Source organism: uncultured Planktomarina sp. (assembly GCA_943788425.1).
Taxonomy (GTDB): Bacteria; Pseudomonadota; Alphaproteobacteria; order Rhodobacterales; family Rhodobacteraceae; genus Planktomarina.
The window spans coordinates 362148-376359 of sequence record CALSQF010000001.1; the positions used below are offsets into that span (position 1 = coordinate 362148).

The 14212-nt window shown below is 52.7% G+C and carries 14 protein-coding genes; 3 read left to right on the forward strand and 11 right to left on the reverse strand.

Going from position 1 to position 14212, the window contains the following annotated elements:
• Nucleotides 1-3: 3 nt before the first annotated feature.
• The 5 genes from ABLW18_RS01760 to ABLW18_RS01780 form a co-directional block, all read right to left on the reverse strand.
• Nucleotides 4-1479 (reverse strand): aldehyde dehydrogenase, encoded by a 1476-nt coding sequence (locus ABLW18_RS01760; protein WP_347823164.1) that lies wholly within the window; start codon nucleotides 1477-1479, stop codon nucleotides 4-6.
• 109 nt (nucleotides 1480-1588) lie between these two features.
• Complete coding sequence (locus ABLW18_RS01765; RefSeq protein ID WP_347823165.1) at nucleotides 1589-2830, reverse strand: ABC transporter permease; 1242 nt, start codon at nucleotides 2828-2830, stop codon at nucleotides 1589-1591.
• A 5-nt stretch (nucleotides 2831-2835) separates the two neighbouring features.
• Nucleotides 2836-4086 carry an ABC transporter permease gene (locus ABLW18_RS01770; RefSeq protein ID WP_347823166.1) on the reverse strand — a complete coding sequence of 417 codons (1251 nt, stop codon included), beginning with the start codon at nucleotides 4084-4086 and terminating at the stop codon, nucleotides 2836-2838.
• A 62-nt stretch (nucleotides 4087-4148) separates the two neighbouring features.
• Nucleotides 4149-5240, reverse strand: a complete 1092-nt coding sequence (locus ABLW18_RS01775; RefSeq protein WP_347823167.1) for an ABC transporter substrate-binding protein — start codon at nucleotides 5238-5240, stop codon at nucleotides 4149-4151.
• Between the two features lie 75 nt (nucleotides 5241-5315).
• Nucleotides 5316-6413, reverse strand: coding sequence for an ABC transporter ATP-binding protein (locus ABLW18_RS01780; protein ID WP_347823168.1), 1098 nt, complete (start codon nucleotides 6411-6413; stop codon nucleotides 5316-5318).
• 363 nt (nucleotides 6414-6776) lie between these two features.
• On the opposite strand from ABLW18_RS01780, the gene ABLW18_RS01785 reads away from it, so the two are divergent.
• Together ABLW18_RS01785 and ABLW18_RS01790 are read left to right on the forward strand one after the other, a co-directional pair.
• Nucleotides 6777-7265: a flavin reductase family protein gene (locus ABLW18_RS01785; protein ID WP_347823169.1), complete on the forward strand. Its 489-nt coding sequence runs from the start codon at nucleotides 6777-6779 to the stop codon at nucleotides 7263-7265.
• A gap of 196 nt (nucleotides 7266-7461) precedes the next feature.
• Nucleotides 7462-7761, forward strand: coding sequence for a hypothetical protein (locus ABLW18_RS01790; RefSeq protein WP_347823170.1), 300 nt, complete (start codon nucleotides 7462-7464; stop codon nucleotides 7759-7761).
• Between the two features lie 541 nt (nucleotides 7762-8302).
• Here the strand turns inward: ABLW18_RS01790 and ABLW18_RS01795 are convergent.
• Nucleotides 8303-9043, reverse strand: coding sequence for a YebC/PmpR family DNA-binding transcriptional regulator (locus ABLW18_RS01795; RefSeq protein WP_347823171.1), 741 nt, complete (start codon nucleotides 9041-9043; stop codon nucleotides 8303-8305).
• Between the two features lie 215 nt (nucleotides 9044-9258).
• Nucleotides 9259-9435 (reverse strand): hypothetical protein, encoded by a 177-nt coding sequence (locus ABLW18_RS01800; RefSeq protein WP_347823172.1) that lies wholly within the window; start codon nucleotides 9433-9435, stop codon nucleotides 9259-9261.
• A 101-nt stretch (nucleotides 9436-9536) separates the two neighbouring features.
• Between ABLW18_RS01800 and ABLW18_RS01805 the strand changes: the two genes are divergently transcribed.
• Nucleotides 9537-9785 (forward strand): hypothetical protein, encoded by a 249-nt coding sequence (locus ABLW18_RS01805; RefSeq protein WP_347823173.1) that lies wholly within the window; start codon nucleotides 9537-9539, stop codon nucleotides 9783-9785.
• Here ABLW18_RS01805 and ABLW18_RS01810 read toward each other — a convergent pair whose 3' ends face one another.
• The 4 genes from ABLW18_RS01810 to ABLW18_RS01825 all read right to left on the reverse strand — a co-directional run bounded on the left by ABLW18_RS01810 (nucleotide 9786) and on the right by ABLW18_RS01825 (nucleotide 14191).
• Nucleotides 9786-10694, reverse strand: coding sequence for a DMT family transporter (locus ABLW18_RS01810; protein WP_347823174.1), 909 nt, complete (start codon nucleotides 10692-10694; stop codon nucleotides 9786-9788).
• A complete protein-coding gene (locus ABLW18_RS01815) occupies nucleotides 10691-11515 on the reverse strand; it encodes a TIGR00282 family metallophosphoesterase (protein WP_347823175.1) in 825 nt (274 codons plus the stop codon). The genes ABLW18_RS01810 and ABLW18_RS01815 overlap by 4 nt, the downstream gene beginning before the upstream one ends.
• Nucleotides 11516-11565: 50 nt before the next feature.
• Nucleotides 11566-11898 carry an OsmC family protein gene (locus ABLW18_RS01820; RefSeq protein ID WP_347823176.1) on the reverse strand — a complete coding sequence of 111 codons (333 nt, stop codon included), beginning with the start codon at nucleotides 11896-11898 and terminating at the stop codon, nucleotides 11566-11568.
• Between the two features lie 226 nt (nucleotides 11899-12124).
• The gene (locus ABLW18_RS01825; protein ID WP_347823177.1) at nucleotides 12125-14191 is read right to left on the reverse strand and encodes an FAD-dependent oxidoreductase; all 2067 of its coding nucleotides are present in this window, start codon (nucleotides 14189-14191) and stop codon (nucleotides 12125-12127) included.
• Nucleotides 14192-14212 lie beyond the last annotated feature (21 nt).

Consider the following 14212-nt stretch of genomic DNA (forward strand, 5'->3'; position numbering starts at 1 on the left):
TTGTCACCGTGGTTGAAAAGGGTTGGCGATCGGATCATCGGACAGATTGACCCAGATGGTTTTGGCACGGGTGTAATCATACATCGCTTGCAGCCCAGCTTCCCGCCCATGGCCAGAGGTTTTTACCCCACCAAATTCAGCAATCGGCGAAATCATTCTATAGGTGTTGACCCAAACCATCCCTGATTTCAGCGCTTTTGCCAAACGCAATTGCCGGGCACCATCGCGGGTGAACAGCCCCGCGGCCAGCCCGTGCTTGGTATCATTGGCCATCTCCAAAACCTCGGCTTCCGTGCGAAACCGTTGCACGGCCAGCACCGGCCCAAAAAGCTCCGTATCGACAATGGTCATGTCTTGGCGCGGGCATTCGATAATGGTGGGTTCAAAGTATAAGCCCGGCCCAGAGAGACGGCGCCCCCCACACAGCAGCTTGCCGCCCTCCTCGATCGCCAGGGCCACTTGCCGCTCAATATGTTCAACCTGCCCAAGCGTACACAGCGGGCCCATTTCTGTCGCATCGGCCTGGGGATCTCCAATCACGATGCCGCGGGCGATTCTGAGCATGCGCGCCAAGAAGTCATCTGCGATATCATCATGCAAATAAAGCCGCGAACCCGCGACACAGGATTGACCGCTGGCCGCGAATATCCCAGCGATCGCACCATTCACAGCGCTCTCGATATTGGCATCGTCAAAGACAATGATTGGAGACTTGCCCCCCAATTCCAAACTCACCTCCGCAAAATTTTCCGCAGAATTTTTGACCACCTGCGCCGCGGCCGCCGGTCCCCCCGTGAAAGCGACGCGGGCCACTTTCGGATGACGCGTTAATTCGCGACCACAAACTGCACCATGACCCGTAATGATATTGACCACACCGGGCGGGATACCAGCCTCAGCAATCAATTTTCCAAAAGCCAACAGGGGCGCACTGGCGTGTTCTGATGCCTTCAACACGATCGTATTGCCCGCAGCTAAGGCCGGTCCGAGCTTGGTGGCGGTGAGGAACATTTGGCTGTTCCAAGGGATCACGGCCGCGATAACCCCCAAAGGCTCTCGGTCGGTAAAAACAAACATATCAGGCTTATCAATCGGCAATGTGTCACCGCTGATCTTATCGGCCGCACCCGCAAAGAAATGCAAATATTCGGCAATATAGGTCGCCTGCCATGCTGTTTCCTTGAACATTTTACCGGTGTCGCGGGTCTCGATACGCCCAATCTCTTCAGAATGGGCGGCCAAAAGATCTGCAAGCCGGGCCAAATGCTTGCCGCGCTGTGTGGGGGTCATCTCCCCCCAGGGACCCTCCAAAGCCGACGCGGCCGCCTCCACTGCCCGGTTCACATCGGCATGGCTCGCCTCTGGAATAAGGGCCCAAGGGATCCCCGTAGACGGATCAATACACTCGAAGGTGGTCCCATCGGAGGCTGAGCACCACTGGCCATCAATCAGCATCTGCAAGAGTTCAAGTTCGGCCATAGTTCCCTCCACCGTTTTGCCTCCAGAAGCCTAGCAGAGTTTCACAGCAAAAAAGGAAAATTGCGTCGCTTATCCCCATGAAAACCGACGCTCTGTGATAATTTTCGCTTTAGGACGGGGTCACGCCACGCAAGCGCTCTGATCGCCGGCGCAGCAACTCAACGGTCGTCAAAAGCAAGATCGAGATAATGACCAAGATCGTCGCAACAGCCAAGATCGTAGGTGAAATCTGCTCACGAATACCGCTGAACATCTGCCGCGGGATCGTGCGTTGGCGCACATCCGCCAGCTGCAACACCGCCACAACCTCGTCAAAGCTGGTGATAAACGCAAAAAGCGCTCCGGAAATTACTCCAGGCAGGATCAACGGCATTTGTACCTTGAAGAAGGTGCGGATAGGCCCTGCCCCCATATTTGCACTGGCTCGGGTCAAGGATTGATCAAAGCCTGACAAGGTAGCTGTGACCGTGATGATCACAAATGGTGTGCCCAAAGCCGCATGTGCCAGAATGATGCCGAGATAGGTTTTTGCCAAGCCCACACTAGAGAAAAAGAAAAAGAGACCCGATGCGGTGATCACCAAGGGCACAATCATCGGTGAAATCAGCAAGGCCATGATTGGGCGGCGCCAAGGCATATCGCTGGAGGACAGACCAACGGCAGCCAGCGTACCGAGAGCCGTTGAGATCATAGTCGCCCAGAAGCCAATGAAAAAGGAGTTGCGAATGGAGCGTATCCACTGCGCATTCGACCACATATCACTCCACCAACCGACAACCGCCGCCGGATCCACCATGCCATTTTGCAAAATATCGATATACCAGCGCATCGAATAGGCCAGTGGATCAAAGCGCAACATCCCAGGGGTAAAGCTGAAATATGGCTCTTGGTTAAAGCTCAATGGGATCAAGACAAAGATCGGCATAATCAAGAACACAAAGATCATGCCGCAAATCACGCGAAAACTGTAGAACCAAAGCACTTGCCGCGCCGTGGCATAGGGCGGCAAGTTCAATCGATAGCGGCCCGAAGCCAGCCAACAGGCCATGCCACCGGCAATGTAACCCACAATGGCCATCAACACGCCGTAAGCAAAGCCAACTAAGACCGTCCCCACAGCGAAGAAGAAGATCACACCCAGCCAAGCGGCTAAACGTCGACGATCCCCAAGCTGGGTCATGGCAAAGGAAAATGCCGCGAAAAGCACCGCGCCAATAGCCAGAAAGGGCAGCATGAGCCCCGTATCGCCTTGAGCTGTCATCATACCGGTCAAGCCGCCAAAGCCGGCCAAAATTCCCACAGTGAACCCAAGCGGGGGTTTCGGTGGGATATAACGATATTCACCTGTCATTGGTCTTACCCCAGTTTCATATTGTCGATGCCCACCACGCGATCATAGACCCAGAAGAGGAACATCACGAACACCAGCATCACCAACCCAAGGGCTGCCGCAAGGTTCCAGTTCAGTGATTTTCGCATGTGGAAATCGATGATGTTTGAGACCATCTGCCCGTCTTGCCCGCCAACCAGCGCAGGGGTGATGTAATAGCCAATGGCTAAAATAAAGACCAATAAGGCCCCTGCCCCAATGCCTGGCACGGATTGCGGAAAATAGACGCGCCAAAAGGCCGTCCAATCCGTTGCGCCCATGGACTTGGCCGCCCGCACATAGCTTGGCGGAATAGTTTTCATGACAGAAAACAGCGGCAAGATCATAAAGGGCAGCAGTATATGGGTCATGGCAATCAATGTGCCGGTTTTGTTGTAGATCAAACTGAACCGATCCTCATCTGTCGCCAGACCAAATACCACAAAAAGGTCATTCATCACCCCTTGAGCCTGAAGCATGGCGATCCAGGCCGTGGTCCGCACTAAGAGAGAAGTCCAAAACGGCAAAAGCACCAGGATCAAAAGTAAGTTAGACGTGCGCAGCGGCAGGGACGCCATCAGAAACGCAATTGGATACCCAAGGATCAAACAAAATATCGTAACCAAAAAGGAAATTTCCATCGTCCGCGCAAAGAGCTGCACATGAATGCGGCGTTCCTCGCTTTGCTGTATGATCGAACCGTCAGCCAGCATTTTGCGGTCCAAAGCCGCCACGATATAGGCTGGCGTATAAACCCGGCTGGCGGTTTTCATCGCGTGCCAAGTTTCAATATCGGCCCAATCCTTATCTTTTTTGATCAAAGCCTCCATATATGGTGGCTTCATTTTCTTGGCGTTGCGCGCAGTCTTGGTAAAGAGGCTACGAGTTCCACTCAACTCACGGTTGACACGCGTGGCCACTTTACCGATGGTTTTTTCTTTTTTCGCAATAACCAAATCAGCCACTAACGCGGCAGCCATCTCTTCGGTCGGTGCAGTGCTGCCATCCCAATCAGCCATTGCCTCAGAAGTGGCTGGCATAAGCGTCGCAAACCGAGCATCATATACCGATTGGCGCAAGAAATCCAAAATCGGGTAGACAAAAACCACAATGATAAACGCCAAAAGCGGAAGAGCCAGGCCAAAGGCCCGCACTCGGCTTCGAAACATCGATTGCGCCAATTTCCGCCTTAGGGGTGTACCATCTACCGCAAGAAGCGATCCAGAGGAGTCCATCATAGATTCAAGATCCTAGAATAAAAAGAGAATGGGGCGCCCGAGAGCGCCCCACCAAAGTCAAACTAGTTGATCAACCAAGCATTGAAACGCTCGTTGAGCTCATCTGCATTATCAGCCCAGAATTCAAAGTCGTTCGGAATAGCTGTTGCCAAGTTTGCCGCAGCAGTTGGCATTTGAGGACCCATTTCTAGGTCAGCATTGCTATGATACGTTGTCACATAGGGTGCTGATGATTTTCGAGCTGGGCCGTAGGCGATGTAGGACGCTTGCGCAGCCAACTGCTCTGTCGCAGTTGAGAACTTCAGGAAGTCCATTGCCAATTCAGCATTTGGTGCGCCCTTGATGATCGCCCACATGTCAACGTCGAGAACTTGTGCGTCCCAAACGATTTCAAAGGATTTACCTTCACCGGCAACTGCGTTGAAAATACGTCCGTTATAGGCTGTCGTCATAGCAACCTCGCCATCAGCCAACAATTGTGGAGGCTGCGCGCCAGCTTCCCACCAAACAACCATGTCTTTGATGGTGTCAAGTTTTGCGAATGCTCGATCAACCCCTTCATCTGTTGCCAAAACATCGTAGATGTCTCCGGAGGCAACGCCGTCAGCAGCCAAAGCCATTTCCAAGTTTGCTTTTGGTGACTTGCGCAGACCGCGCTTACCAGGGAAGGCATCCACATTGAAGAAATCTGCAATAGTTTTCGGGCCATTGGTCGTCACAGATGAATCATAGGCAAAAATAGTGGACCATACAATGTTGGCCACAGCACAATCTGTGAAAGAGCCAGGAATGAAGTCATCCACGGCAGCTGTCCCATCGGAACCCGCTGGCAATGACGTCGGATCGATTTCCATGAAGAGGCCTTCATCACAACCGCGCACTGCGTCTGACTTCTCAACGTCGATGATGTCCCAAGTCACGTTGCCAGCTTCCACTTGCGCTTTAACCTCAGCGATACCCCCTGAATAGTCCTCAGACACAACCGTGTTGCCAGTCGCTGCAGTCCAAGGCTTGTGGTAAGCTTCGATTTGCGAAACTGTATATGCGCCGCCCCACGAAACTGCAGTGATGCTTCCTGTATGGCTACCAGCAAACGCGCTGGTAGTGCCAAGGGCCAGAGAGGTTCCGGCCAAAAGTAGAGTTGTCTTTTTCATTGTAATAGTCTCCCAGTTAAAACTTAGTTATTTGCCCCAATCTGCGTCGGGGATCGTTGTCCGGCTTGGAGGCGGTTACGCATCCAAGGCGCGGCAATCTTCGGGCATCCAGCCAATCTCAATTTGCGTGCCTGGGGTCAGGCGAACTTGATCTGGCGCGTTGCGCGTTTTGATAATGAACTCATCATTGCCGGCCACACGCAACCGAGTCCGGAAAATGTCGCCCATGTAGATAAATTCAAGGACCTCAGCTTTAAGCGTGTGTGCACCTTTTTGCAAACGATCCTTATTATATTCGACCCGCTCAGGACGAATGGACACACGCGTGCGCTCGCCCGGCTTGCTAACATTAACCGGTTTACTATCGATCAAATCGCCGCTGTCCAACTCAACCAGTGCGACACCACCGTTGATCTCTTTGACCACGCCTTCAAGCGTGTTATTCTCACCGATAAATTGCGCCACAAAGCTGTTTTCAGGGCTTTCATAGAGCTCATCGGGCGGGGCGATTTGCTGGATCACCCCATCATTAAACACAGCGACCCGATCCGACATCGTCAGAGCTTCGGTTTGGTCATGGGTCACATAGACCACTGTGATGCCCAGCTTATGGGCCAGGTCTGTGATCTCAAATTGCATCTTTTCGCGCAGTTGTTTGTCAAGCGCTCCCAAAGGCTCATCCATCAGCACCAGTTCTGGCTCAAAAACCAAAGCCCGCGCCAATGCGATACGCTGCTGCTGGCCGCCAGACAGCTGCGCCGGACGGCGAGAAATAAAATCTCCCATTTCAACCATATCCAACGCGCGTTTAACTTTAGCCTCACGTTCAGATTTGCCGAATTTGCGCACCTCCAAAGGAAACGACAGGTTCTCACCCACGGTCATATGCGGGAACAAGGCATAGTTTTGAAACACCATACCAATGCCACGTTTGTGGGGTGGGATATTGTTGATGGGCTTGCCATCAAGCAAAATTTCTCCGTGGGTGGCAGTCTCAAACCCAGCCAACATCATCAGGCAAGTGGTCTTGCCTGAACCCGATGGGCCCAACATGGTCAAAAACTCTCCGCGTGGGATAGCCAAATTCAGGTCTTTGACCACTAAAACTTCGCCGTCATAACTTTTTTGCACGCGTTGAAATTCAACAAATGCTTTCGTCTGTGCCTCAGCCAACCCTTGATCCCCGCATTCTCCAATCTCATTGGATTGGTGTTTTATTCAAACGATTAACGAACAAACATCTGGATGACGCAACAGTAAACTTGAAAATATCATCAAAATTGCCCATTTTTTTCGTCGCGGCTTCCTCACGCCGCGTCATGGGATCAGAAATTTTCTATATATCGCTTTTTGGGGAAAAATTCATCTAGACTATTAGGTCAGGCCAGCATCAAACAGAATCAACCACGCCAAATCTACCCGCCTAAAATTTCACCAGTCACATGACCTAAGAAAAGACCCATATCGCCATTGAATTATGCCCCAAAGACGGTATGTCTGGTGCACGCTATTTTCGCGACAGAGACTGGACAAATAATGGTTGACCGCAGCTTATTTATCGAGGCTATGCGCCATGTGGCGCAATCGGTCACGGTGGTTACAACGCTGGGAGAAGACGGCCCCACAGGCGCAACAGTCAGTGCCTTCTCCTCGCTATCGGCCGATCCACCCTCTGTGTTGGTCTGCCTAAGATCTGACAGCCGGATTGGTCTGGCCGTGGGACGGAACCGAGTGTTTTGTGTAAATGTTCTGCCCGAAGGCGCAACCGCGTTAGCAGGCCGCTTTGCGGGCCGATTTGACGAAGAAGAGCCCGATCGTTTTGGTGCCATCGGTTGCCGAGACTCAGCCAGCGGGCCAGTCATCAGCGGCGCCACCGCCTTTGAATGCACCGTGGATCAAATTATTTCCCATGGAAGCCACGATATTTGCATCGGAAATGTGACAGCCATCACCAATGCTGCCACGCCGCCCTTGGCCTATATGGACGGCAGCTTCCAAGTTGTCCGCCCCAAGGGGGCCTCCTAGCCCCCAAGCGCGCTTATTTTCAAATTGTTAAATGCCAAGTGATCGAGAGCTTTGAGCCGCCATATCCCATGGTGTGCGGCGCGAGGGTGCTCCATATTGACGAATGCTACACAACACCATTCCACGGGATGAAGTCCATCTTTTGAACTTAAAATATTTTACAATATATTTTGCCACTCGAGATTGGACTGTTCTTATGAAGCCAAAGCATTTTAAATATCTGCAGAAATTCTGCAGATATAAAAAACAATGGCTGGCACAAGGCGGAAAAATAACCCGCGAGTTTCGCAACCTGTCAGATTACGCCGACACTGCCGGAACCGTTAAGGGCCATTATTTCCATAAAGACTTGCTGGTCGCACGGTTCATCCACGACCACAATCCAATGCGCCATATTGATATCGTCTCTCGTGTAGATGGGTTTGTTGCACATGTGGCCGCCTATCGTGAGATCGAAGCTGTTGACGTCCGCCCCTTGCCAAAATCCGAACACTAAAACATCACATTTCGTCAGGCTGATCTGATGAATCCACAGGATTTAGGTCAAACAGACACTCTGTTTTGTCTTCACGCGATTGAGCATTTTGGCCTGGGACGCGACACAGACCCAATCAATATAAATATTCATATCTGAGGCTTAACGAACCTTGTGAGCTTGGTGTCTAAGGGTGGTCGTTTGTACATCAGCTTTCTCATTGGATAAGCCGCCGAGGTACATTTTAACGCCCATAGGGTGTTTCACGTCACCTCTATCTTCGATCGCCCATCCATTAGGCAGCACATGACGTTACGACGATTTGATTATGTGGATGATTCCAGTGATTTGCACCTCGATACTTCTGTGACAGAGGTCGACAAAGCCGTTAAATACAGCTGTGGAATTTATACTTTTGAAAAATCAGATTAAAGACCTCTGCGGAGCAGACGATTTCAGCAGATATTCTCCACCCAGTGACAAAAATTCCACGAAATATTCACCCAAACGCACGAGTAAAAAGGGGCATAATTCCCTTGTTTATTTATTTATTCTCAGGATCTTATAACGCGGCCATAACCTCGTCGCTGACCTCAAAATTGGCTGTGACCCGCTGCACGTCGTCATCGTCTTCCAAAGTATCAATGAGCTTCATCAGCTTTTCCATACCATCCAGATCTAACTCGGTGGTCGTTTGCGGCTTCCAGATCAACTTGGCGCTTTCAGATTCGCCCAATTGCGCCTCTAGGGCGTTGGAAACCTCGTTGAGGTCTGTATCAGCACAAAAAATCGCATGGCCGTCTTCGGTGGTTTCCACATCTTCCGCACCGGCTTCCAGCGCGGCCATCATCACAGTGTCCTCATCGCCCGCTTCCAAAGGATAGAGTACCTGACCTTTGCGATCGAACATGAAAGAGACCGAGCCTGTTTCGCCAAGATTTCCACCGCATTTGGTAAATGTAGAGCGAACGGTTGAGGCCGTGCGATTGCGGTTATCGGTCATCGCTTCCACAATCACCGCAACCCCGCCAGGTCCATAGCCCTCATAGCGAATTTCATCATAGCTCTCAGCATCGCCGCCCTGGGACTTTTTAATCGCCCGATCAATCACATCTTTCGGAACGGATTGAGATTTCGCCTCTTTCACCGCCAAGCGCAGCCGTGGATTTTTATCGGGATCAGGGTCGCCCATCTTGGCCGCCACGGTGATCTCTTTGGCCAGTTTGGAAAATAGTTTCGACCGTGCCGCATCCTGCCGACCTTTGCGGTGCTGGATATTTGCCCATTTGGAATGGCCTGCCATGACAGTCCCCTACGTTTAATTATTTCGACCGTTTCTAGGCGGGGCAGCGGAGCAATTCAACCCGTCTTTAGCGGCAATTCATGCCAATCTGCCAAAACTAGGCGGGGAGGAAAGGCGTAGATGTTTGGGCCATAGCTGAACGTGCGATCCTGTCGCGCTAGCCCGATTGCTGCTGTCTTTATTCTTGCGGCTATGGGTTTCTTGCGCCGTCAACCTCAAGGATAGAGCGGCCAGAACCATGGGATGTACAGTGATGCCAGCACGCCAATTGACATGTTGAGCGGAATACCAACCTTCAAAAAGTCAGTGTATTTATAGCCACCCGGCCCATAGACTAACATATTGGTTTGATATCCAATGGGCATGGCAAAACTCGCGCTCGCAGCCACCATGACGGCTACCACTACGGGTGTGTTGCTCACCACAGCCGACGCAAGAACCAAAATGCAAACAAAAATCCCAACCCCAAGGCCGGGCTCCTTTGGGTCAGGCGATGCGCCAATTTGATAAATCCGTCAATGCTGCCAGTACGCACAATTGGCGCCATAACCAAAAACATGGCCGCAATGGTCCAAGGAGCAGGATTGAACAAAACCGCAAGCGCCACTCCATAGGGCTGCACCCCGCTGATGAGCAAAACAGCAACGCCAAAAATCGCAACGACCTCCGTTGCGAAGCTTTGCGTAGAAACAACAAAAATATCAAGGCAACCACCCCAAGCGAGAAGAACGCTTGGCTTTGATCAGTCAAAATGAGGTTTTCCATTTTGAGTGTCCTTTAAATTCGGGCTGACCAGATAAATGCCCATGAACATCAAAGCCAACGCAAGCCATATTGGTCCTGCGTAGCGTTCGCCTAAAATCAACATGGCCCATCCCAGCCCAGCGGCGGTCACAACATAGCTTACCTGCACCGAAAAAACTGGGCCAAACTGGCGCACAATCATTACATATAAAGTATAAACAACAGAGTGGATCAAGGCCGAGGCGACCACAGCCACATCCGCAACACCCCAGTCATGCAGCGGGTTGATCCATTGCCCAGTGCTGTAGGCCAGCGGCCCTGTGATCCCCATGCCAATGATCGAAGCGCCCAATAGCAGCTGCAATGGACCGGCCCCACCGGTGCCAAAACGAGCTACGAAATTGCCCTCAAACGCATACATGAGGCTCGGCAGCAGCCCGAGAGGAATAAAAGCCAGCATCGCCGCATTTGGCAAAGCCTCTGGCACACCCACAATCAACAAGACCGCAAACAAACCAAGCGACAGACCGGCCATGCGTTTGAAGCTGAAACGATCCAAACCCAGCATCAAAGCGATTGGAAACGCGATCATCGGGATCAAGGATAAAAGCAAGGACATGATCCCCGCTGGCAGAACCGTATAGGCTTTGTAGGAAGCCGCATTTGGAATAATCGTCCCAATCAGCGCAATCGCCAGATAAAATGGAAGCACCCGCCGATTGATCGGTAACGGTCGGCGACGGATCATATTGACCAGCCCCAAGACAACAACGCCGATCAACATTTGCCAAAAGATGAGCCCCAAGGGTTGATAGCCGCTGGAAACAGCGATTTTTGCCAATGGTAGTGTGGCGCCCCAGCTGACACCGATAAACAAAAGCCACCCATAAGGAATGAGATGCCTCACTCAGATGGCACCCCGGCTGATTGGCTGAGCACCCCGCCATGGCGGATCATCTCAATCGATTTGGCTTTGCCCGTGCCATCTTCTGTTTCCACCAAAAGACCACAGAGCGTCGCCGGTCCCAGGGCCGGTTCAAAGCGCGCTTTGGGCATGCCAGTGATAAACCGGCGGAGCGGCTCAGCCTTTTGCATGCCAATGACAGAGTTGTAATCACCGCACATGCCAGCATCACTTTGAAAGCCTGTGCCACGTTCCAAAATCTGCGCATCGGCAGTCGGCACATGGGTGTGCGATCCGACAACCATGCTGGCCTTGCCATCACAAAAATGCCCCATCGCCATTTTTTCAGAGGTGGCCTCACAATGCATATCCACCACCGTCGCGGCGACCTGCCCACCCAAGGGGTGGCGCGACAGTATCGCATCCACAGCGGAAAACGGATCATCAAAAGGCCGCTTCATGAACACCTGCCCCAGGACTTGTGCCACCAAAACCTTGCGCCCGCGCGTGGCGGTGAAAATCGCAGCGCCGCGCCCTGGCGCTGATTTGGAAAAATTAAGCGGGCGAATGATGCGTGGTTCGGTTTCGATGAACTGCAACATATCCTTTTGATCAAAAGCATGATCGCCCAGCGTGATGCAATCGGCGCCCGCCTTGAGAATCTCCTGGGCATGATTGGCCGAAAGCCCCATGCCACCAGTGGCATTCTCACCATTAACCACAACAAAATCCGCTTTCAAACGCTGCCGAAGACCGGGCAGTTCATTTGAAATTGCCAGCCGCCCGGAACGGCCCATAACATCGCCAAGATACAGAATTCTCATGGCACCCCTTTAGGCCTCAGTTGGCGCTAAAGCAAGATGCGTGGCGGGTCTTAGGGTTCTGCAAAGTCGTATTGCGCTGTGATGCGAACGGGGAAGTTGACAGATCTGGCTATAAAACAGACATCATGGATCTTGCCATGCACCGCATCCGCCGCCCATGGATCCATTCCGGGCGCGAGTGTGATCTGCGGTCTCAGCGTTGCCGCAACAAAGCGCCCGGCCCCAGAAGGCGCGCTCTCACCGTGACCGATGGGGTTATCTTCATAGCACATCACAATGATCCCAGCATTCAATGACAAATGCAAAAACCAGAGCATATGACACGAACTCAGCGCTGTGATCAGCAAGTCTTCAGGATTGTGCAGCTGTGGATCGCCCCCCAACAGCGGATCGTTAGAGCATTCTATGATCGGCTTTCCCGGGCTACACAGCTGCCAACTCCGATCATAACCGTCGTAAGTTGCATTCCCGTCGCCCCGATTGCCGGTCCATCGTATCTGTGATGTATAGTCATTAAGGCAGAAATCGATCTTAATCTCCTGTTTTTATTTATTTTTATTATATATCCAACACCCTTGCACTTGCGAATTTGTTTGAGAGCGCCAAGGCTCAACGCATCGGCCGGGCCTCTGCCAGAGATTGACCCGCATCCGCACAGCGGCTGAGTAAAGGCGAGACCTTCCAGGCGATTGGATCCTCCTGTGCCAAAATCTCAAGCTGCGCCACGATTGTTTCAACCCCAAGACTGTCCGCATAATGCATCAACCCACCACGCCAACGTGGGAAACCGTAACCAAAAACTGTGACCAGATCAATATCACCGGCCGATTGCGCAATGCCAGCATCCAAAATATCGGCCGCCTCGTTTATCATAGCCAAAACAAGCCTTTGGCGCATTTCCTGGCTGGAGTAATCGGTGCGCGTTATGCCAGAAAAATGTGCCTCCTCTATGGCCAAGTCAGCCACAATGGGATCCTCCACCTTGCCCCCACCCCCGGGGTAGCGATACCAACCCGCACTTGTCTTACGCCCCAATTTCCCCAACTCAATCATTCGATCGGCGATGGGGATATAACGCCGGTTTGGATCGCGAGTCGGCGCCTGACGTTGCCGATTGGCATAAGCGATATCCAAACCCGACAAATCCTGCGCTTCATAGGGCCCCATGGCATACCCAAATTCGACCATGGCGTCGTCCACCTCCCAGGGGGTTGAGCCATCCATAAAGACCGTGTCGGCCGCCTCACGATAGCGCGCTAAAATGCGGTTGCCGATAAATCCGTCGCACACCCCCGCGCGCACCGGTACCTTGCCTAAGCGTTTCGCCAAAGCATAACCTGTGGCAATCGCCCGATCACTGCTCTGTGCCCCTTGGACAATTTCCAATAATTTCATGATATGGGCCGGTGCGAAAAAATGTAGGCCAATGACACGCGTGGGGTCCATAAGCGGCGCCGCCATCTCATTGATATCCAAATAGGATGTATTGGTGGCCAATACGGCATCAGCGGACAGCACCGCATCTAATTTGCCCAAAATTTCCTGTTTCACCGCCATATCTTCAAACGCGGCCTCAATCGCCAATTGCGCCGTGGCGGCCTGGCTATACTGCGTGCTAAGCGTCAACCGACTGCGAAGATCCGCAGCACGAGCGGCATCTATCATACCGCGCGTCAAACTGGCTTCGATGATTTTGCCAATATTGTCTTCAGCACGTTTCAAACCGGCGGCATCGGCCTCCAGAATTGTCACCTGCAAGCCTGATGATAAAAGCGCATATGCGATCCCCGCGCCCATCGTGCCGCCTCCCACCACTGCGGCGTGCAGCACCTCCAACGCAGCGCCCTTCAAATGCGCCGGCGCTTTCGCGGCCCGCTGCGCAAAGAACAGATGTCGCAGGGCCTTAGATTGCGATCCAGTTTTTAGCTCCAAAAACACTCGGCGTTCATATGCCAAGGCCGCATGAAACGGCAGTGCAAGCCCTGCCTCGATCACCTCAAGCGCCCGCACAGGCGCCTCTTGCCCTGGCATTTTCGCCTGTAGATTTTCGCGAGCCATGCGGAACAGATCAGCGTCATGCGCGGGCGCATGATACTCCCAAGTGGGAACAATGCAGCCCAGCGCTTCACTGTTAACCAAGAAGGCCGCCTCAATCGGATCATCTTCCACCGTATGGACCAATCCCACAGAGCAGGCCGCCTGCGCCCCGATGGGCTTTCCTGTGGTGATCATCTCAACGGCTTTTTGAAGTCCTACCAGCCGCGGCAACCGCGCGGTACAACCAGCGCCCGGAATAACCCCAAGCGTTACTTCCGGCAGGCCAATGCGCGCGCCCGGCGCCATGATGCGCATGCGACAGGCCATGGCAATCTCTGCGCCACCGCCTAAGGCCACGCCCTCAATGGCCGCAATCCACGGCACGAAGCTTTCATCAATCGCATTCAAAACCTCCGGCAAATGCGGCTCTTGCGGCGCGGCGTCAAATTCTTTCGCATCCGCGCCAGCTGCGAAAATACCCCCGGCACCCGAGACAATAACCCTGTCCAACCTGCCCCGTTCAGCCCAACGCACCGCCTCAAGAAGACCCATGCGAAGGACCTGGCCGATGGCGTTCACCGGCGGATTGCTCAAAGTCACATAGCCAACATGATTTTCACTGCGCATGGTCACCTGCATCGGAAGCCTCCCTAAGAATAT

Bases quoted from the DNA above. Each gene is read 5' to 3' on its own strand.
- ABLW18_RS01825 (WP_347823177.1), bottom strand. From the start codon at position 14,191: ATGCAGGTGACCATGCGCAGTGAAAATCATGTTGGCTATGTGACTTTG.
- ABLW18_RS01800 (WP_347823172.1), bottom strand. From the start codon at position 9,435: ATGGTGGCTGCGAGCGCGAGTTTTGCCATGCCCATTGGATATCAAACC.
- ABLW18_RS01815 (WP_347823175.1), bottom strand. From the start codon at position 11,515: ATGAGAATTCTGTATCTTGGCGATGTTATGGGCCGTTCCGGGCGGCTG.
- ABLW18_RS01790 (WP_347823170.1), top strand. From the start codon at position 7,462: ATGAAGCCAAAGCATTTTAAATATCTGCAGAAATTCTGCAGATATAAA.
- ABLW18_RS01770 (WP_347823166.1), bottom strand. From the start codon at position 4,086: ATGATGGACTCCTCTGGATCGCTTCTTGCGGTAGATGGTACACCCCTA.
- ABLW18_RS01805 (WP_347823173.1), top strand. From the start codon at position 9,537: ATGCGCCAATTTGATAAATCCGTCAATGCTGCCAGTACGCACAATTGG.
- ABLW18_RS01795 (WP_347823171.1), bottom strand. From the start codon at position 9,043: ATGGCAGGCCATTCCAAATGGGCAAATATCCAGCACCGCAAAGGTCGG.
- ABLW18_RS01765 (WP_347823165.1), bottom strand. From the start codon at position 2,830: ATGACAGGTGAATATCGTTATATCCCACCGAAACCCCCGCTTGGGTTC.
- ABLW18_RS01775 (WP_347823167.1), bottom strand. From the start codon at position 5,240: ATGAAAAAGACAACTCTACTTTTGGCCGGAACCTCTCTGGCCCTTGGC.
- ABLW18_RS01785 (WP_347823169.1), top strand. From the start codon at position 6,777: ATGGTTGACCGCAGCTTATTTATCGAGGCTATGCGCCATGTGGCGCAA.
- ABLW18_RS01760 (WP_347823164.1), bottom strand. From the start codon at position 1,479: ATGGCCGAACTTGAACTCTTGCAGATGCTGATTGATGGCCAGTGGTGC.